Genomic DNA, 18492 nt, shown 5'->3' with positions numbered 1-18492 from the left:
GCTACTGCTGGGTGTTTGCAGCGGATTCTTTCTGGAATGGTCGCCAAAAATGTCATTTTTCGTCCTCCTTCCGGTTCTGCTCATTTTTGCCCTGTCCTACTTTCGTGCAAGAAGACTGCTCTTCCCCGACGAAGTCTTTGGAAGCAGTGTCCTTCTCCTTTTTTTGAGCCTCGGAATTTTTGTCTCCAGTCTCCACCTCCCTCAAAATCAGCCGCAGCATTACATCAACAAAATTTCTGCTGAAGAAATTCCGGTACTGAAGCTTAGCATCAAAGAAAATCTGAAACCCGATCTTTACAGCCACAAATATATTGCTGAAGTCAATTCTGTCAACGGCAAATCTTCTCATGGAAAGCTACTGCTGTTGAGCCTTAAAGACAGTCTGAAAATGCCCTTTTTGGAAGGAGAGCAATTGATCATAGTGGGGCAGCCTCTCCCACTTCACGGTCCGCTGAACCCTCACCAGTTTAACTACAAGAAGTTTATGGCCGGCAAAGGGATCGTGCGGCAGGTGGACCTGAGAAATACAAACTTCCTTCGGTTATCTCTTGAAGAAAATAAAATTCGGACCAATGTCGCCGACTTCAGAAGAAAAATCACCACATCTTTGAGAAGGAATGGATTTGAAAAAGATGAGCTGGCAGTGGTTCAGGCTTTATTACTGGGTCAAAAACAGGATATTTCTACCGAAACCTACAACAACTTTTCGGCGGCAGGTGCTATACATATTCTTGCGGTTTCAGGACTACATGTCGGCGTAATTTTACTTTTTCTTCACTGGCTTCTCAAGCCACTAAGGAGGTTCAAAAAAGGTAAGATCCTCAAGACCTTTCTAATCTTGACCGGCCTTTGGAGTTTTGCAGTACTTGCCGGCCTCTCTCCCTCTGTAGTGCGGGCAGTGACCATGTTTAGCTTTATAGCAATTAGCTTGGAAATCAATAGACGCACTAGCACCCTTAATTCAATATTTCTTTCTCTCCTTCTCCTGCTGCTCATTAAGCCGCAATGGATCTTTGAGGTAGGATTCCAGTTGAGCTATCTTGCTGTGCTGTCAATCGTTCTTCTTCAGCCACTCCTGTCAAACCTTTACTTTCCCCCAAACAGGATCCTCAAATACCTATGGGATCTGCTCACCGTCACCATTGCCGCCCAGGCGGGAATCCTACCCCTAAGTTTATATTACTTTCATCAATTTCCCGGTTTGTTCTTCCTTACGAACCTGCTCATCCTTCCGTTTCTCGGCATTATCTTGATTGGAGGGGTTCTGTTGATCTTTTTGGCCATTTTGGAACTACTACCATCTTTCTTAGCCAGGGCTTACGAGTACGCAATTGAATTACTAAATGGAACGGTAAAATTCATTGCAGAAAGAGAGCAGTTTATCTTTCGGGACATATCTTTTTCTATATCTGAAGTTTGGGCGTGGTACATATTACTATTCTTCCTCTTCCTCCTGTCAAGAAATTTCAGGTATCAAAGGTTTATAGCTGTTCTTTTCTCAGTAATAATTTTACAACTGGTTTACATTTTTGAAGGTTCAGATTATGAAAAGCAGTTAATTGTGTTTCACAAAAGCCGGAACAGTGTTATAGGAGATCAACAAGGAAAAAGACTTCAGCTATATCACGATCTCTCTTCACCGGCAGAAGAATTGGCAATGATTCGGAACTATAAAGTGGGGGGAAACATTGCGCAGGTCAAAGAGGAGCAGGTAAAAAACATTTACTCTCAAAAAGGTCATTTTTTGATACTCATTGATAGCACCGGTATGATACCTCCGGAGTTACCGGAAGGTTCAAAATTGCTCCTTACCGGCTCACCGCGGCTAAACCTGGAGCGCCTTCTCCAGAAGACAAAACCTTCAGCAGTAATTGCCGATGGGAGTAATTATCCTTCTATTGTCAATAAATGGCGAAAGACGGTTGTAGAAAATGAAATACCCTTCCACTATACTGCAGAGGATGGAGCCTTTCTTATAAAATAAGCAAGGCTCTACAGATCGGGTCGAAACTGAGCATTATTCTTAAGCTGACAATGGGAAAGTTCAGTTTGAAACTGCGAATTCATTCTTGAAGGTTTCGGAATAAGCCTTAAAGGCTTCAGGCGAATTAATATCCTTATAATCCTCTCCAACGAACATCTTCAGAAATAATTCAAGTTGATGAGGAGTTCTGTAACCCGGGATGGGACCAATGAGATTTCCTTTCTCATCGAAAAACACCAGGCTCGGATATCCCGTGATCTTCATAGCCCGAGCAAAATCATGCTGACTGTTACGGCCTCTTCGGTTAGGGTCATAATTGGGATTTTTGAAGGTCATTCCGCGATAAGAAATTTCTTCGGTGCCTTCGGCATTGAACTTGACCGGATAATAATTTTTGTTGATGTATTTTATTACATCCTCATTTGAAAAGGTGTTCTTATCAAGTAGTTTGCACGGGCCACACCAGGTAGTGTAAGCATCCAAAAAGATCTTTTTCGGCTTCACTTTTTGAGCCTTCAATGCTTCATTCATGCTCATCCATTTAATTTCCTGAGACACGACATTGGGAGTCACAAAAAACAGGATTATTAAGCTTAGTACGAGTTTCTTCATATTTTTTCTTTTCTCCTTCGCAATAGTCGTTCCTAATATAAAAAAATTACGCCCTCAAAAGAGGGCGTAAAATTACATTTTTGAAAGCTAACTATTTTACACCATGCATCAATTTCTTAAGCAGCGGGTTTAACAGTGCTACCAATATTCCTGCACCTACAGGTATTAACGTGAAAATCAGGAAAAAAGTTGAAAGGCTGTACTGCTCGGTGATCTCATCTATCATTCCTCCAAAAGAACCTGCCAGCTTGTTTCCTATTGCTATAGCGAGATACCACATTCCAAACATGAAGGCGATCATCCTTGCAGGAACCAACTTACTAACGTAAGACAGCCCGAGAGGGGACAGACATAATTCTCCAAGGGTATGGAAAAGATAGGCAAGAATGAGCCAGACCATACTTACTTTTGCACCCTCGGCGATTCCACTGGATCCAAAAGCCAATAAGCCAAAGCCGATTCCAAGCAAGATCAACCCAAAGCTGTATTTCCATGCTGCGGAAGGATTATACTTGCTCTCCCACCATTTGGAAAAGAAGGAGGCAAATACAATTATAAAGAAGGAGTTAAGGATACTAAACCATGAAACTGTGATCTCGGTAGCGTCTCCCTGGAATTCTCTAACGAGCATCCAGATCACAATTGCCCAGATGATACCGAAGCAAACCACCAGAACTATATTCGAACCAAGAACCCTTTTATAGGTCTGCTTCCATAAGAGGTAAAGCACCCAGGTGATGATCATAAGCGGCACCACCGTTAGCAGCGTATTGAATACGTTGAACACAGTTGCCCCCGTTCCAACAAGCACCCTGTCTACAGAATCACGGGCAAATATGATCAAAGATGTTGCGCCCTGTTCAAAAGACATCCAGAAGAAAACCGTGAAAAAGGCAAAAATGATCACAGCGATCAACCTGTCACGAACTATTTTAGTATACCTGGAAATCCTGCTGATCACGAGAACCAGGAATAACACCAAACCAATAAGAGCTAAAGCTAAAGGTCCTGAGAAAGGTTCTCCCTGAAAATCAAATGGCATGACTGCCGGAAGCAGGTTGAGATTGGCAATTCTGGAAACAGGATCATTGATCAAATACAATAGTCCTATAACCGAAGTTGCGACAACCAGGATCTTATCGAAAAGTGTAAACGGGTTATGAGAGTGATCTTTGACTCCCGTCGCTTCTTCCTTTGCTTTTTCTTCGGCAAGTTTAGCCCTATCGGGCACTCCGCCTATATTTCCAAAAAGGGGTTTAGCCAACCAGAACTGTAAAGTTCCCAGCAACATAAAGATTCCCGCAAGACCGAAGCCCCAGCTCCATCCTACTCTTTCGGCAAGGTAGCCACAGAGCATCATTCCAAAGAAAGCTCCGGCATTTACACCCATGTAGAAAATGGTGTAAGCACCATCCTTCTTGTCGGGTTTGCCGTCATACATTTCAGAAATAATAGAGGTAATATTAGGTTTAAAGAAACCTGTACCTATAACCAGTAGGGCAAGTCCGAAATAAAGGGAAAACTCTGTTTCCAATGCCATGGAAGCGTGCCCCAGGGTCATGATCGCCGCACCAATTACCACTGCCCAACGGTAGCCGGTGATCTTATCGGCAATGATACCCCCGGCAATAGGTGTTAAATATAGTAATCCCGCATAAGTTCCAAACAATGCTCCTGCGTTCTCTGCACTCCAACCCCAACCGGGATTGTCTACTCCTATAACAGCCATTGTGAGGAAGTTGATAAGGAGTACCCTCATTCCGTAGAACGAGAAGCGCTCCCACATTTCGGTAAAGAAAAGAACAAAGAGGCCCGCGGGATGGCCCAGGACTTTTGATTTAAAGAAATCATTCTCTGCCGCAGGAACGGTTGCTGCCATTATTTTCTTCTTTTATTTTCTTCTTTTTCTACCAGGTCTTCATCCCCAAGCTCCCATTTTTCCTGTTGAGGAAGTTCTCTTTCTTCATCTTCAACTCCGTGAGTAAGACGTTTCAATGGTTTAAGCATGAGTAAAACGAGTACTGCGAAAGCCACAGTGAAAATGGTGATCCCAAGGAAGATGGTACCATCTCCTGCTTCCGAAGAAAATTCTCCCACAATTCCGGCTACTTTATTTCCAAGTCCTGTCGCTGCAAAATAGACACCCATCATTAAAGAAGCATATTTTACAGGCGCCAGCTTTGTAATGAATGAAAGGGCTACCGGTGAGGAACTCAATTCCCCAATAGTGTGGAAAAGATATGCAAGCACCAGCCAGTACATAGCTGAAGCTCCGTCATTCTGGAATTCCATTGAAGCGAAGACCATAAAGACAAAGCCTAATCCCATGATAATTACCCCAATTGCCATCTTAAAGATTGAAGAGGCTTCCTTGCTCTTAAGCTTGCGCTTAGCCCAGAAATTCGCCACAATAACACCAAAAATAATAATGAACAGGGCATTTAACGACTGGAACCATGAAGCAGGGACTTCGCTACCGATCAACGGCAGACTAAATGGTAAAGACCGGTCGGTTTTTTCAAGAGCATAGATGTTCATCAATCCTCCCGCTTGTTCAAACGCTCCCCAGAACACGATGACAAGAATAAAGGAAAGTAACATAACCACGTAACGATCCTTCATGACCTGGGTGGTTAGATCCTTATATACCATGAGCATCATAGCAGTGACCAGCGTGAGGAATACGAACAAAAATCCATAAGCTACATCTTCTACTAGCAACCAATAGATGGAAAAAGCCATAAGCAGACCAGAGATAGCTAATTGCAATGGAGACTTAAACAACCCTTTGAACATTCCTCCAAAAGATGCTCCTGTATCTCTTTCAGCTTTTGAAAGAAGATTTCCTACTTCTCTAAGATATTTTTGACCCCACAGGTAAACCAGAAGGCCAAATGCCATGGCAATTCCTGCAAGACCGAAGCCCCAGTGCCATCCAATATTTTCTCCTACGTATCCTACAATTAAACTCGAAAGGAAAGCTCCAAGGTTGATCCCAATGTAAAAAATTGTAAATCCTTTATCACGGCGAATGTCACCTTCTTTATAAAGGCCTCCCACCATGGTAGAGATGTTTGGCTTTAGCATTCCAACTCCGGCAATGATTAATCCAAGACCGGTGTAAAAAGCCCACATTTCCTCTACTGCCAGGATGCCGTGTCCGGCGACCAGTATGATACCACCCCAGAGAACAGCTTTTTTCTGACCCAGAAGCTTATCGGCTATAATTCCTCCAGGAATGGAAGCGACATAAACCAACATCGTGTACCAGCCGTAGAGAGCTAAAGCTTCGGCATTTGTCCAGCCTAGTCCGGCATTACCGCCCTGTGTTGCACTTACAAGATAAAGTACCAGAATGGCGCGCATTCCATAGTAGGAAAAACGCTCCCACATTTCAGTAAAAAATAAAACATAAAGACCTACCGGGTGACCGAATAATTCACGATCCTGCGGTGATGTTGTTACCTGTGCCATTATAGGGATGATTTAATATTAGGGTTAACTTTTAAATTTTCTTCAATAAAATTTGTCATGAGCGTGTACAAATGCAAACGGGTATTACCGCCATAGATACCATGATTCCTGTCGGGATAGATCGCCCAGTCAAACTGTTTATTCGCCTGCACAAGAGCCTCTATCATTCTCATGGTATTCTGAACGTGCACGTTGTCGTCTCCACTTCCATGAATAAGCAAATAATCTCCTTTTAATTTTTCCACATGATTTATGGGAGAGTTCTCATCATACCCTGATGGATTCTCCTGCGGAGTTGTCATATACCTCTCAGTATAAATTGTGTCATAGAATCTCCAGCTGGTCACAGGTGCCACTGCGATGGCCATCTTGTAAACATCATTTCCCTTAAGAATGGCGTTTGAAGACATAAAGCCCCCATAGCTCCAGCCCCAAATTCCCATATTCTCTTCGTCAATATAATTTCTAGTGCCAAGGATCCTGGCTGCTTCGATAATGTCTTCAACTTCGTATTTCCCAAGCTCTTTTTGGGTGATCTTCTTAAAAGCCGCACCTTTATATCCTGTCCCGCGGGGATCGATTCCCACTACGATATAACCTTTGCCGGCCAGCATTTGATACCAGTAGTCATTGGTGCTGTTGAAGCGATTACCGACTTCCTGGGAACCAGGTCCTGAATATTGGGCAACAAAAAGCGGATATTTTTTGTTCTCATCAAACTGTGGCGGTTTCATCATCCACATATTCAATTCTTCGCCGTTCACTTCAAGGGTGGAGAATTCCTTTGGCACGATCTGATATTCGGCCATTTTCTTTAAAAGCTCTTCATTATTGACGATCTCTCTTACCAGCTTTCCATTCTTTGCAAGGTGCAGAGTGAACTCGTAAGGTGTAGTTGCGCTGTTGTAACTATTGATAAAGTAGGTGTAATCTGCACTAAAATCTGCACTATTCTGTCCTACCTTCTCTGTAAGTTGTTTCTTGTTCTTTCCGGTTGTTTTAACAGAGAATACATCCCGATTGATGCTTCCGTTCTCGGTACTCTGATAGAAAATTGTCTTTGTCTTTGGATCAAGGCCGTAATAGTTGGTAACTTCCCAGTTCCCCCTGGTCACTTGATTCTTTAGCTTTCCTGTCTTGTCGTAAAGGTAAATATGATTCCAGCCGTCCTTTTCACTTGTCCAGATGAAGCTGTTATCATCCAAAAAGGTCAAATTATCGGTCACATCCACATAAGCCTCATCGGTTTCTGTTAGCACAATTTTCGCCTGATTGTTTTCAGCATCAACGAAGATAAGGTCGAGAACATTCTGGTGGCGATTTAGAACCTGTGCGCTAAGTACATTGGCATCATTGGTCCACTTGATCCTGGGAATGTAAAAATCCTCATAATCGCCCAGTTCAACATCAGATATTTGATTCTTTTGGAGGTCGTAAATGTGCAGACTCATTTCAGAATTCTTTTCCCCGGCCTTTGGGTACTTAAAAGTGGATTTGGAGGGATAAAGATCCTGTCCATAAACATCCATTGAAAATTCCGGAACTTCAGTTTCATCGAACTTCAAAAAAGCAATTTTATCTCCGGTTTTATTCCACTGGAAAGCCCGCACAAAGGAAAATTCCTCCTCGTAAACCCAATCGGCTACTCCATTGATAATTTTATTCCATTCCCCGTCTGTAGTTACCTGCGTAACTTTTCCGGTAGCCAGGTCCTTCACATATATGTTATTCTCGTAAACATAGGCGACCTTCTTGCCGTTAGGAGAAAGCGTAGGCTCCTTTATCTTCTCTTCTGAAATTTTCGTGAGTTCTTTGCTGTTAAGATCATACACGTAGAAAATTCCGCGGGTAGAGTGGCGGTAAATAGGCTCGATCTCTGTAGCCAGTATTAATTTCTCCTCATTGTCACTAAATTCGTAGTCAGAAAAGTACCTGATATCCTGAATGTCCCCACTATTTAAGATCGTGCGGGTCTTTTCCCCTGTTTTATAAGAGAAGGCCTCTATGCTCGAAGTACCGCTGTTGCGGTCAAAATTAAGGACTACGTATTCTTTTCCGTTGTTGAGTGACTGAAGGGATTCCATTCTTTCCTGGCGAAAAGTACCTCCCCATATATCTTCAAGTGTGATCTCTTTCTTTTGTGCGGTGAGTACCGAAGCAGCTGAAAGAAATAAGGCTAAAAGCCCGGTGGTCAACTTCATATTTAAGTTTAAAAATTTAGCATGCCAAGTTTAATAAAAATTCAGGTAAAAAACAGGTTTTCTGCTGTTAAATCATAATGAGATGTTAAAGAAAAGTAGTCCAAAAGTCTCATCCTGTAGAAAATTTCTCAACTCTCCTTTCAAATTCCTCTTCCTTGCCTCATTTTCTTCAGTAGTTGTATCTTTAGCCCTTCAAATTCTATACAATGGTTGACCCAATTACCGGCTTTTCCAGGCTTTCAAAAGAGGAAAAAATTGAATGGCTTAGCAAGACCTACCTCGCCGGAAATAAAGAAGCAAAAAAGATATTGAGGCAGTACTGGAATCCCGATTCGAGTCTCCAAAAACTTCACGAGGAATTTACCGAAAACACGCTATCCAATTATTACCTCCCTTTTGGGCTGGCCCCTAACTTCCTCATAAACGATCGCCTATACGCCATACCAATGGCAATAGAAGAGAGTTCGGTCATTGCAGCAGCCAGTAAAGCCGCAAAATTCTGGGGCAAGCGTGGCGGATTTAAAGCTGAAGTCCTGGGTACTCAAAAAATAGGGCAGGTCCATTTCATCTATACAGGAAAGGATCATAAACTTCAGGAGTTCTTCAATATCACAAAACCAAAGCTCCTGGAAGCCGTTGCTCCACTAACCAGGAATATGGAAAAAAGAGGCGGCGGAGTGGTAAATATTGAGCTAAGGGATAAAACTGAGCTATTGAGCGGCTATTATCAACTGCACTGCACTTTTGAAACCAGGGATTCTATGGGTGCGAACTTTATCAACTCCTGCCTGGAACGCTTTGCTGAAACTTTTCAAGCCGAAGCTAAAGCCTATAAAGCTTTTGATGCTTCAGAAAAAGATATTGAGATCGTGATGAGTATTCTCTCTAACTATGTGCCTGACTGTATAGTACGAGCTGAAGTTTCCTGTCCTGTCGATCAACTGGAAGATCACGGTATGACCGGTGAAGACTTCGCTTCAAAATTTGTGCGTGCTCTAAAAATAGCTAAAACGGAACCCTATCGCGCCGTGACGCACAATAAAGGGATCATGAATGGCATTGATGCCGTTGTTCTGGCTACGGGAAACGACTTTAGAGCAGTGGAAGCAGGGATTCATGCTTACGCTTCAAAAGAAGGAAAATACACCAGTCTTTCTCACGCCGATGTGCGGAATGGAATGTTCAGGTTTTGGATGGAAATACCTTTGGCCCTGGGAACAGTAGGAGGATTAACCGGGTTGCATCCGCTTTCAAAGATAGCTTTGGAGATCCTTCAAAAACCTTCAGCCGAAGATCTAATGAAGATCGTGGCTGTTACCGGACTGGCTCAAAATTTTGCTGCTGTAAAATCTCTTATTACCACAGGAATTCAGCAAGGACATATGAAGATGCACCTCATGAATATTTTGAATCAACTTGAAGCTACCCCCGCCGAAAAAGAGGTTTTGGTGAAACATTTCAAGACGCACAACGTCTCTCATAGCGCCGTGGAAGAACAACTCGAAAAACTGAGGAACTAATGCAGAAGTTTCATAGTTATGGCAAGTTATTGATCAGCGGAGAATATGTGGTCCTGGATGGAGCAACAGCTCTCGCCCTACCGACGCGATTTGGCCAGAGTCTGGAAGTAAAGGAGATTGAAAAGCCGGTCATAAAGTGGAAAAGTTTTGAGGGAAAAGGAAAACTTTGGTTTGAAGATGAGTTCCCTATCGCCGATGTAATCAGCCATAAATTCCCCACAGAAAAGGAAAATAATGAGGTGTCAAAAATGCTGTTTTTGGCACTCCATTCGGCAACAGTGTTGAATTCAGACGCATTAAAGAGGGGCAGTGGGTATGAAGTGATTTCAGAAGTTGATTTCCCCAGAAACTGGGGGCTTGGAACCTCCTCCACGCTTATTGCCAACCTGGCAAAGTGGCTACAGGTCGATCCTTACAAGTTGCTTGAAAGCACTTTTGGAGGCAGTGGTTACGACGTGGCGGTTGGAATGTATGGCACACCTGTAACCTTTGAAAAACAGGGTTCCGAAAATAGCATTTTAAGAACCTCTTTTGATCCTCCTTTTAAAGATCGCCTCTTCTTTATTCACCTTAACCGAAAACAGGATAGCAGGAAAGCTATTGAACATTATCGCAAGCAGGACAAAGCCTCTCTAAAAACTACAATAGAAAAGATCTCTGCACTAACTCATAGTTTTATCACCTGCACCGACCTTATGGAATTCGAACTTCTTGTTGAAGTACATGAAAATCTCATTTCAAAGCTTCTCGGAGCTCAAAAAGTCAAATCCCGTCTCTTTCGGGATTATCCCGGGGCAGTTAAAAGCCTTGGCGGCTGGGGTGGAGATTTCATCCTGGCTACCGGCGCCTCTCAAGAAATGGATTACTTCAGGAAAAAAGGTTACGAAACCATTCTGCCATATGATGAAATGATCTTGAATTGATTGAAATCTATTTCAAAAAAAATGCCCTCAAAAGATTTTTGAGGGCATTTTTTTTGATTTAAATTTTTCTTCTAGTAGAACCTTGCGCGATTGTCTTCGATCTCTGCAGCTTCTTCAAGAGCTTCAAAGACTTCGGTATTTACAGTTGTTCTACGCGCAGTAGCTTCTCTTGCCGCATATGGTCTGTAAGATTCCATTTGAGGTGCATCGTTCTTTTGAAGCACTTTGATCACAAATACACCTTTTTCACCTGCAACAGGACTGCTTACTTTTCCCGTTTCGAGACCAAAGGCATAACCTACTACTTTTGGCTCGCTACCCACGCCCGGAAGGGTTGGGCTGTTACGGTTGACAGCATTTGCAGTATTCACCTGCACATTCTGGTTTTGAGCAATAGCTTCGAGTGTGCTGCCATTGATACGCCCTTTAATAATTTCAGCTTTCTTTTGTTTCTGAAGAATAGGAATTACCGTTGCAGAAGCGGCTTCTGCAGATTTAAGACCTGCTTCATTTACTGCCGTAACCTGAGCCACCACATAACCTGAAGGCACTTCAAATCTTCTAATGTCCCCAACCTCGACGTCTTCTTCAAATGCCCATTGAACAATTCTTCTCTGAGCTCCGATTCCGGGAATATTCTCTTCCAGTTGCTGGATCTCTTTTACAGGTCTTACTTCTTTTCCTCCTTCTTTAGCGAGATCGCTGAAGTTAGCATCTTTTGCTGCCAGTTCAAACCTTGTAACTTCAGCAAAAAGTTCATTGGAAGTCTTTTCTGAAGGTTCAATAGCCCGCGAAATAGTAGCAAGTTTAACTGCTCTTTCTCTCTCAGTTTGCTCCTGGATATGTATTACGTGATATCCGAATTGCGTTTCAACTACACCGATAGTACCTTCATTGTTGGTAAAGACAAAATCGTTAAATGCAGGAACCATTGCTCCAGGTGTGAACCATCCTAACTCGCCCGCATCCTCCTTGTTGGAAGCATCAGCTGAAAATTGTGAAGCCATTTCGGCAAATTTATCGTTGTTGTTTCTTACCACTGTAGCAAGACTATCGGCTAACTGCTGTGCCTCTTGCTTACTCCTGGTAACCTGCCCTCCTACCGGAGAACCCTGCCATGCCACAAGAATATGCCTTGCCTTTGCCGAATCGGGAATTTGAGCAGTTTCAACTACTCTTGAAATTCTCCATGAACCGTTGAACTTGAATGGACCATAAACTTCCCCTTCATTCAGGTTAAAAAGAGAATCGGCATGTTCAGCCGGTAACTGGTTCTTGAAAACAAATCTGTCCTGAAATTTGTCGTCCGATCTTTCATTTACAAGATTTTCCCACTCACGGGTAGTTGCAAAACCTTCTACCGTATCATTTGTATTTGTAGCGGCGTTGAATTCCACTCTGTCGTTTAGAAGACCGAGTAGCTCGGTTTTAACTTCAGCTTCATCCTCGGGAGATGCCGATTCTTCGTAAAGAACATATTGGATATCTCTGGTAGCTTCAGTTTTGAACTTACCTGGATGCGCTTTTACATAATTTCTTATCTCAGATTTTGACACTTCAACCTCAGCATCATCTACAGAAGTGTAAGGGATCTGTACAAACTCCATATCTACGCTTTCATTAGCAAACTTGTAAGCCTGCTCTCCTTCTAAAAGTGTAGCCCCTACCCCTGCTCTAACGAGATTAAGATATATTTGCTCTCTGGCTGCTTCAGCAAGACTTGTTTCGTAGTCAAGCCACTGCTGATAAGCTTGTGGGGAAGTGGATTTTAAAGTCGCAACATATTCCCTAAGTCTTGCTTCATCAAACACTCCGGCTTCGTTAGTGAAATCTGGGTTACCACCAAGTTCCTTTCTAATCATTTCCTTCACCTGCGCTTCTTCAACCCGTATCCCAAGCTCTTCAAACTGCTCCTTGAGCAATGCCTGTCTTACGTTCATTTCCCAAACCCGGTTCACTGCTTGAGCAGTAGACGCATTTGGCCCCATATTGCGCTGAAAAGCTTCTACCTGCCTGGCAAACTGCTCTCTCTCGATATCTTCGCCATTGATGGTAGCAATTGTATTTTGTGATTTTTGGGAAACCATCCCTCCGTTCCTAATTACATCGGCCAAAACGAAAGAGAAAAGTGCCAAAGCAATGATCACGATCAGGAAGACCGAACGTTGCCTTATTGAATTTAATACTGCCATTATCTAAGTTGTTAATTCTAAAATATAGGGGGCGAAAATAACGTTTTTAGCTTTATTAAAAAAACTATAAATCTTCAAAATGTAGGGAAATGATGGAAATTAATCCTGAGGATTCACAATGACCTCTACAAGCTCAATCCTGGTGTTGGAAACCTCTTTAATATGAAAGATAAAGTTGTCGATCTGAACCACGCCGTCCTTAGGTGGAATTTCTTCGGTATGATCAAGGATGTAGCCTCCTAAGGTCTCATAATTTTCTCCAATGGGAATATCCAGTTTATAGACCTCGTTGAGATAATCAACCTCCAGCCTTGCGGCGAATAAAAATCTATTTTCCTCCAGTTTTTCTTCGATCAGGATAACGGGATCATGCTCATCCTCAATTTCCCCAAACAACTCTTCGACAATATCCTCTACCGTCATCATCCCACTCGTACCACCGTACTCATCGATCACCACTGCTATACTTTTTCTCTTCTTAATAAGAATATTAAGCACATCCTTCACCAGCATGGTTTCAGGAACAAAAACTACCGGCAACAGAATAGACTTAATGGTCGACGGCTTTTTAAATAGTTCAAAAGAGTGAATATAGCCGATGATGTCGTCAATATTTTCCTTGTAAACAAGTATTTTGGAGAGCCCTGTAGCGGTAAATGTCTCCACCAGCTCGCGGGGATCTGTGGTGATATCAACAGCCACAATTTCTGTACGGGGGATCATAACCTCTCGGGACTTTACTTCTGAAAATTCCAAAGCATTCTGAAAGATCTGGATCTCGGAATCTACCTCCTGGTCGTGCTCCACCTTTTCCATTTGTTCCGATATATAATTTCCCAATTCAACTTTGGTAAAAGCCAACTGTACTTCATCCCCCTGAGTTTTAAAGAAGCGCTTCAAGACCAGATCGGAAATCCAGATGACGAATGACGAAATAAAGCTAAAAAGCAAGTAAAAAAGATAAGCAGGAACAGCGAAGAACTTAAGCAGGAAATTTGCGTAGATCTGGAAGAAGACCTTGGGAAGAAACTCTGCAGTCAATAGAATGATAAGTGTGGAAATAATAGTCTGGGTGAGAAGACTAAGATCGGTTAGCAAGTACAAGACGATCTCATTAGTGAAATTTTCGGGTGCAAGCAGCTCCATTAAAAGGTCGCCCATAAAGAATCCATAGATGACCAGGGCAATATTATTACCCACGAGCATAGTGGCTATGAACTTGGATGGCTTTCGCGTTAAGCGGGTTAAGATCCTGGCAAGAAAATCATTTTGTTTCTTCTCGATCTCTACATGTATCTTGTTAGCAGATACGTATGCAATTTCCATCCCCGAAAAAAATGCAGAAAGGATAAGGGAACAAAGAATAATTATGATTTCAAAGGCCATAGAACCTATTTCTTACGGTTTCCATATTTATGCCTGAAATGCCTCCTAAAGAAGAACATAAAAACGCCAATCACTACAAAGAAAAGAAAAAGGTAGGCCTGGTTACGCTGTTCATCCCAAATAGCAATTGCCTCATAAAGAAAAAAAGCAGCTGCTGCCAAATAGGCAAATTCAAAGAATTTGGAAAATTTCATCATTGTTTGTCTTCTTCTAAAATTTGAACACCAATGTTAGACCTTGAGCGGAAATTACTGAATTCCTGATTACTATCAAAACCCTGTCCTTCGTTTAGCGCTCCATTTTTAAACCGGATGGTATTAGGACGGTCTGTAAAGACCCAGTTCCTGCTTTGATCCCAGTAAAGTTGATCTGCCATTAATTTTGTACTGTCACTGGTAACTACCACTACATTTCCCTGAAGATCTATTAGGCCCGTTTCATTGTAGACCACGCCGTATTCGGCAGTGACAGTATTCTTTTTTCGCTCCTCATCAAAGAACTCGACCATAAGTCCGTCGGGGAATTCCCGGTAGGGAAATTCCTTGTTGGAAAAGTCTCTCATGGTTTCACTCTTTAAGGTAGCCACCACCAGGCCCGAATCTATGTACTTTAAATTTATACCAGTCCCAATAGACTGCGGGGCATCTTCGGGAATATCCATTTGCTGCACGCCCTTCAAATTACCCTCACATGAAAAAAGCATTGTCACAACGAGGGTTGTGACAATGCCTTTAAAAAATTTCCTGTATGTGGAATTCATATTACAAATTAGGTACGCGTACGCTTTCTCCTATCCAACATCCAATGTTGATGGTTTTACCCTGCATGTCGTTCTGGAAGATATCACTTCTCTGTGGAGCACGTCCTCTATATGCAGCTGCAGTTTCATTAGCAGTACTGCTAATTGAAGGATCTACTCTTGCAGCTCTCTCAGCATACTCGGCAGCTTTCCAGTAAACAGCTCTCTTATCAAAAGCGGTCTCACCACAGTTGTTCGCACTCTGAGCGATCATGTTAGCGATCTGAAGGTAAGCTCTACCTAAAGAAGGTTTTGAACTAATAGCTTTTCTGTACATATTCCTTGCCTGTCCAAACTGCCCTTTCTCTTTCATGTTATTAGCGATTCTATAGTAGATATTCGCTCTTACTGAAGGATCTTTCTGCAGCTCGGCCGCCTGGTTGTAGTACTCCATAGCCTTAGACATGTTGCCGTTGGCTTCGGCCAACTGACCTAAAGAGTATGCAGAACTTGCAGATGGTTCCAGCTTGTGCAATGCTTCAGATACTTTTACAAAAAGTGGATCTTCTGTACAATCTTTTGCAGATAACCTGCTGTTCACACGCTTTAACCACTCAGTATCAGATTTCTTAGCTTCAAAGTCTTTGCTATAGAGCGGGATAAGGTTATCACAGTCTGCACGCTGACCTAACTTAGCATTAATACTTCCCTTTACAGCACTGTAGGCCACAAGGTTCTTTTCGTAAGCATTTAGCCTGGTCTTTTCTTTACTTGAAAGTTCTTCACCGGCTTCCTGCTTCTCAATTAGCTTTGCCAAAGATTCTGCAGTCTCGTTTTCCTGCTCTTCAAGCTTAGCAATAACGACATCGTACATGTCGAATACTTCCTGAAGATCTTTTTTACCGGCATCCTGCAGTTCTACTAATAAGTAGAAGTAAGTATAAAGAGATTTTGCATTTAGGCTATTAGGATCTTGTTTGAAAGCTTTATCAAAAGCCTCATACTGCTCCCCTGTAGTTCCCATTTTAACATCATACATTAGCTGCGCGATGTCTGCATTCACATCTCCTGCATCAGTCTTGGACGGGAAATGCTGTAAACGCTCTTTATATAGAGAGATCAATTCTTTTGCTACTGTTGCTTTTTCACCCTCTGGTGCCTTTTCGAGACGATCTTTTAAGATCCTTTCTCCATATTGATAAGTAGCTATATGATATGAGGGACAATCTTTTCTTAGGGTCTGAATCCTTGTCCAAGCAGCATCATAGTTCTTGGCTTTTGCATCACTGTAAGCCAGGGCTGCAGTGGTAGCACACTCTTGATTTGCTTGTGCCTGCAAGGCTCCTGTACCCAGGAGAACCCCCGAAAGAAAAAGTATTACCTTGGTTTTCATAGTATAAGTTTTATTCCTGATTAATAGTTTGTGATTATTCAAATCTTCTTTTAATAAACCATCTGTCATTTAAAGAGAGGCTTATCATAGCATTAAAAAAGTTTTCCTGAATTAGTCCTGAACTTGTCGTACCGCGCTGTCCATACTCAAACCCCAGGTTAATATTGGTCAACATCCTTCCTGCTGGTAGTCCTAACCCAAAAGCTATGCCAAACTCATTAATTGATTCTCCATTCAAGTGGAGTCCGGTTTCTTCCATACGCAATCCACCGCGGTAGACGATACGATTAAAATAGCTTGTTAGTGAATTATATTCAGGGATGTAATAACCTCCAATTCTGTACTTCGAAGCCTGCTCAAAAGATGCACCTTCAATGGCAAAAGCTCTATTACTGTAGTCCCCTGCTTCTGAAGTTACAAATTCCGCTCCTAAAAACCACTTTTTAGGCTTTCCAATTCCTGCTCCCACACTAAGGCTGGAAGGAAGCGAAAAATCTGAATCGGGCACGGTAACATCGCGGGTATCAACTGTTATCTCCTGACCTTCGGCGCCTAACAGAAGTGTTGCCAGCTCCATTTGGTTTTCGGCTTTAAGATCAGTTCCGGGGGTGTAGTGAGTTCCCAGCTTGAACTGCAAATCCTCACCCAACATTCTTTCATAGTCCAGCCCAATCTTATAGGTGAATCCACTGAGGTCACTGCGATTGATCTCCCTTGACCCAAACTGTACATCGTCCTGAAGGAAGATGCTCTTGTTTTGAATATTTCCGAAGTTGTAGCTAGCCTCAGCTCCAAGACTTAAATTAGGTGTCAAGGCATATCCTGCAGAAAGAAATACGCTATTGAGACCACCTTTTCCTGAGAACCGGCTTCCTACTCCGGCATCTTCATCAATATCTGTAATATTATATCCTACAGAGGAATATGGCACAAGACCAAAAGCAAATCCAAGTTTTCCGGTAGGAATTCCCACTGCAAGATAGTCAAGGGAAGCAGTACTTACAGTAGAACTTTCAGTGTCAGATTTCATGTTGACAGTTGAATTACTCACCCCTACAGTATAGGTGGTAAGCCTAAGCCTTCCCAAAGCAGCAGGATTCTGCAGATTCACGTGAATACTGTCTGAAAATATTCCGAGACCACCCATTGACTTATTTTCAACGGTCCCTCTAAAGGTATTCAAGCCTATCCCGTAGAAGGAATAAGGGGAAGAGGTTCGCTCTTGAGCGGTCGTAATCACTGAAAATAGAATGAATACGATTATAAAAAATCGTTTTGTCATTGATCGATATTAGATTCGAGAATAAAGTTTAAGCCCTCCAACAAGAAATTGGAGTTCGCAAATATGCCATTTTTTAAGTTTCCAGACAAGAAAGTTGCGTCTCCACCTGTAATAATACAGTGTAAATCTGAAAATTTTTCTTTATAGCTATTAATTATCCCTTCAATTTCCATAAGCATACCATTTACGACACCTGAAGTAATTGAAGTAGCCGTTGAATTTCCAATGAGCCGATGCTCTTCTCCTGCCTCTATTAACGGCAAATTTGCAGTGAAGGTATTTAAGGCCAAAAAACGCATTTTTAAACCGGGAGAAATACCACCTCCCAAATATTCTTCTGAAGCATTTTTAAAATCATAAGTAATACAAGTACCGGCATCAATGACCAGTACATTTTTTGAAGGATATTGCTTCACAGCTGCAGCCGCCAGTGCCTTACGGTCATTCCCGAGGCTGTGAGGGGTAGCATATAAATTTTTAAACGGTAAAGGTGTAGAAGGAGTTAGCTCGAGAAATTTCACCTTTTCTGAATACGCCGGAGGCAACTCCAGTCCGGCCGAAGAAACATTTGAAACCACCACCTTTTGGATCTCAGGATACTGTTTAAAAAAATCTGAGGTTACTTTTGAAACCTCAGCTTTTTCAACAACTGTTCTATACCTAAGCTCATCCTGTTGAAAAACAGCAAGTTTTGCAATACTATTACCAATATCAATAATGAGATTCATGAGCAGGTGGTTGGAAAGGCTAAAATACAAAAGCATTTTTTTTCATTTTCCTTTGGGA

At 42.2% G+C, this 18492-nt stretch carries 14 protein-coding genes; 3 read left to right on the top strand and 11 right to left on the bottom strand.

Going from position 1 to position 18492, the window contains the following annotated elements; genetic code table 11:
- The first annotated feature begins 49 nt into the window (after window positions 1-49).
- Entirely contained in the window at window positions 50-1984 is a 1935-nt protein-coding gene (locus VR862_RS10435; protein ID WP_324720911.1) for a ComEC/Rec2 family competence protein, read from the top strand.
- A gap of 60 nt (window positions 1985-2044) precedes the next feature.
- Here the strand turns inward: VR862_RS10435 and VR862_RS10430 are convergent, their stop codons facing one another.
- From VR862_RS10430 to VR862_RS10415, 4 genes are all read right to left on the bottom strand, one after another.
- Window positions 2045-2596 (bottom strand): thioredoxin family protein, encoded by a 552-nt coding sequence (locus tag VR862_RS10430; RefSeq protein WP_324720910.1) that lies wholly within the window; start codon window positions 2594-2596, stop codon window positions 2045-2047.
- Between the two features lie 91 nt (window positions 2597-2687).
- Entirely contained in the window at window positions 2688-4475 is a 1788-nt protein-coding gene (locus VR862_RS10425; protein ID WP_324720909.1) for a peptide MFS transporter, read from the bottom strand.
- Window positions 4475-6070, bottom strand: a complete 1596-nt coding sequence (locus VR862_RS10420) for a peptide MFS transporter (protein WP_324720908.1) — start codon at window positions 6068-6070, stop codon at window positions 4475-4477. The genes VR862_RS10425 and VR862_RS10420 overlap by 1 nt, the downstream gene beginning before the upstream one ends.
- Complete coding sequence (locus VR862_RS10415; protein ID WP_324720907.1) at window positions 6070-8271, bottom strand: S9 family peptidase; 2202 nt, start codon at window positions 8269-8271, stop codon at window positions 6070-6072. Before VR862_RS10415 ends, VR862_RS10420 begins: the two co-directional genes overlap by 1 nt.
- 206 nt (window positions 8272-8477) lie before the next feature.
- Here VR862_RS10415 and VR862_RS10410 point away from each other — a divergent pair, with 206 nt between their 5' ends.
- Both VR862_RS10410 and VR862_RS10405 read left to right on the top strand, forming a co-directional pair.
- Complete coding sequence (locus VR862_RS10410; protein ID WP_324720906.1) at window positions 8478-9791, top strand: hydroxymethylglutaryl-CoA reductase, degradative; 1314 nt, start codon at window positions 8478-8480, stop codon at window positions 9789-9791.
- Window positions 9791-10714 (top strand): GYDIA family GHMP kinase, encoded by a 924-nt coding sequence (locus tag VR862_RS10405; protein WP_324720905.1) that lies wholly within the window; start codon window positions 9791-9793, stop codon window positions 10712-10714. Before VR862_RS10410 ends, VR862_RS10405 begins: the two co-directional genes overlap by 1 nt.
- 71 nt (window positions 10715-10785) lie before the next feature.
- Here VR862_RS10405 and VR862_RS10400 read toward each other — a convergent pair whose 3' ends face one another.
- From VR862_RS10400 to VR862_RS10370, 7 genes are all read right to left on the bottom strand, one after another.
- Window positions 10786-12906, bottom strand: a complete 2121-nt coding sequence (locus tag VR862_RS10400; protein WP_324720904.1) for a peptidylprolyl isomerase — start codon at window positions 12904-12906, stop codon at window positions 10786-10788.
- Window positions 12907-13005: 99 nt separating this feature from the next.
- Window positions 13006-14292 (bottom strand): hemolysin family protein, encoded by a 1287-nt coding sequence (locus tag VR862_RS10395; RefSeq protein WP_324720903.1) that lies wholly within the window; start codon window positions 14290-14292, stop codon window positions 13006-13008.
- Window positions 14293-14297: 5 nt separating this feature from the next.
- Window positions 14298-14489, bottom strand: a complete 192-nt coding sequence (locus VR862_RS10390; protein ID WP_324720902.1) for a hypothetical protein — start codon at window positions 14487-14489, stop codon at window positions 14298-14300.
- Window positions 14486-15052: an LPS export ABC transporter periplasmic protein LptC gene (gene lptC, locus VR862_RS10385; RefSeq protein ID WP_324720901.1), complete on the bottom strand. Its 567-nt coding sequence runs from the start codon at window positions 15050-15052 to the stop codon at window positions 14486-14488. Before lptC ends, VR862_RS10390 begins: the two co-directional genes overlap by 4 nt.
- A 1-nt stretch (window position 15053) precedes the next feature.
- Entirely contained in the window at window positions 15054-16424 is a 1371-nt protein-coding gene (locus VR862_RS10380; RefSeq protein ID WP_324720900.1) for a hypothetical protein, read from the bottom strand.
- Window positions 16425-16458: 34 nt separating this feature from the next.
- Entirely contained in the window at window positions 16459-17706 is a 1248-nt protein-coding gene (gene bamG / locus VR862_RS10375) for a BamG family beta-barrel-assembly machinery protein (RefSeq protein WP_324720899.1), read from the bottom strand.
- On the bottom strand, window positions 17703-18470 hold the full coding sequence (locus VR862_RS10370; protein WP_324720898.1) for a type III pantothenate kinase: 768 nt from the start codon (window positions 18468-18470) through the stop codon (window positions 17703-17705). The genes bamG and VR862_RS10370 overlap by 4 nt, the downstream gene beginning before the upstream one ends.
- Window positions 18471-18492: the final 22 nt, after the last annotated feature.

It is taken from the genome of Salinimicrobium aquimaris (genome assembly GCF_035607535.1).
GTDB lineage: Bacteria > Bacteroidota > Bacteroidia > Flavobacteriales > Flavobacteriaceae > Salinimicrobium.
Note: the sequence above shows the minus strand (reverse complement) of the source record. Positions and strands in the feature narration are given on the sequence as shown.

Excerpts from the sequence above, each read along its gene's own strand:
- bamG (WP_324720899.1), bottom strand. The coding sequence starts at position 17,706 with ATGACAAAACGATTTTTTATAATCGTATTCATTCTATTTTCAGTGATT.
- VR862_RS10435 (WP_324720911.1), top strand. The coding sequence starts at position 50 with ATGTCATTTTTCGTCCTCCTTCCGGTTCTGCTCATTTTTGCCCTGTCC.
- VR862_RS10415 (WP_324720907.1), bottom strand. The coding sequence starts at position 8,271 with ATGAAGTTGACCACCGGGCTTTTAGCCTTATTTCTTTCAGCTGCTTCG.
- VR862_RS10425 (WP_324720909.1), bottom strand. The coding sequence starts at position 4,475 with ATGGCAGCAACCGTTCCTGCGGCAGAGAATGATTTCTTTAAATCAAAA.
- VR862_RS10430 (WP_324720910.1), bottom strand. The coding sequence starts at position 2,596 with ATGAAGAAACTCGTACTAAGCTTAATAATCCTGTTTTTTGTGACTCCC.
- VR862_RS10405 (WP_324720905.1), top strand. The coding sequence starts at position 9,791 with ATGCAGAAGTTTCATAGTTATGGCAAGTTATTGATCAGCGGAGAATAT.
- VR862_RS10395 (WP_324720903.1), bottom strand. The coding sequence starts at position 14,292 with ATGGCCTTTGAAATCATAATTATTCTTTGTTCCCTTATCCTTTCTGCA.
- VR862_RS10410 (WP_324720906.1), top strand. The coding sequence starts at position 8,478 with ATGGTTGACCCAATTACCGGCTTTTCCAGGCTTTCAAAAGAGGAAAAA.
- VR862_RS10390 (WP_324720902.1), bottom strand. The coding sequence starts at position 14,489 with ATGATGAAATTTTCCAAATTCTTTGAATTTGCCTATTTGGCAGCAGCT.
- VR862_RS10370 (WP_324720898.1), bottom strand. The coding sequence starts at position 18,470 with ATGCTTTTGTATTTTAGCCTTTCCAACCACCTGCTCATGAATCTCATT.
- lptC (WP_324720901.1), bottom strand. The coding sequence starts at position 15,052 with ATGAATTCCACATACAGGAAATTTTTTAAAGGCATTGTCACAACCCTC.
- VR862_RS10400 (WP_324720904.1), bottom strand. The coding sequence starts at position 12,906 with ATGGCAGTATTAAATTCAATAAGGCAACGTTCGGTCTTCCTGATCGTG.
- VR862_RS10420 (WP_324720908.1), bottom strand. The coding sequence starts at position 6,070 with ATGGCACAGGTAACAACATCACCGCAGGATCGTGAATTATTCGGTCAC.
- VR862_RS10380 (WP_324720900.1), bottom strand. The coding sequence starts at position 16,424 with ATGAAAACCAAGGTAATACTTTTTCTTTCGGGGGTTCTCCTGGGTACA.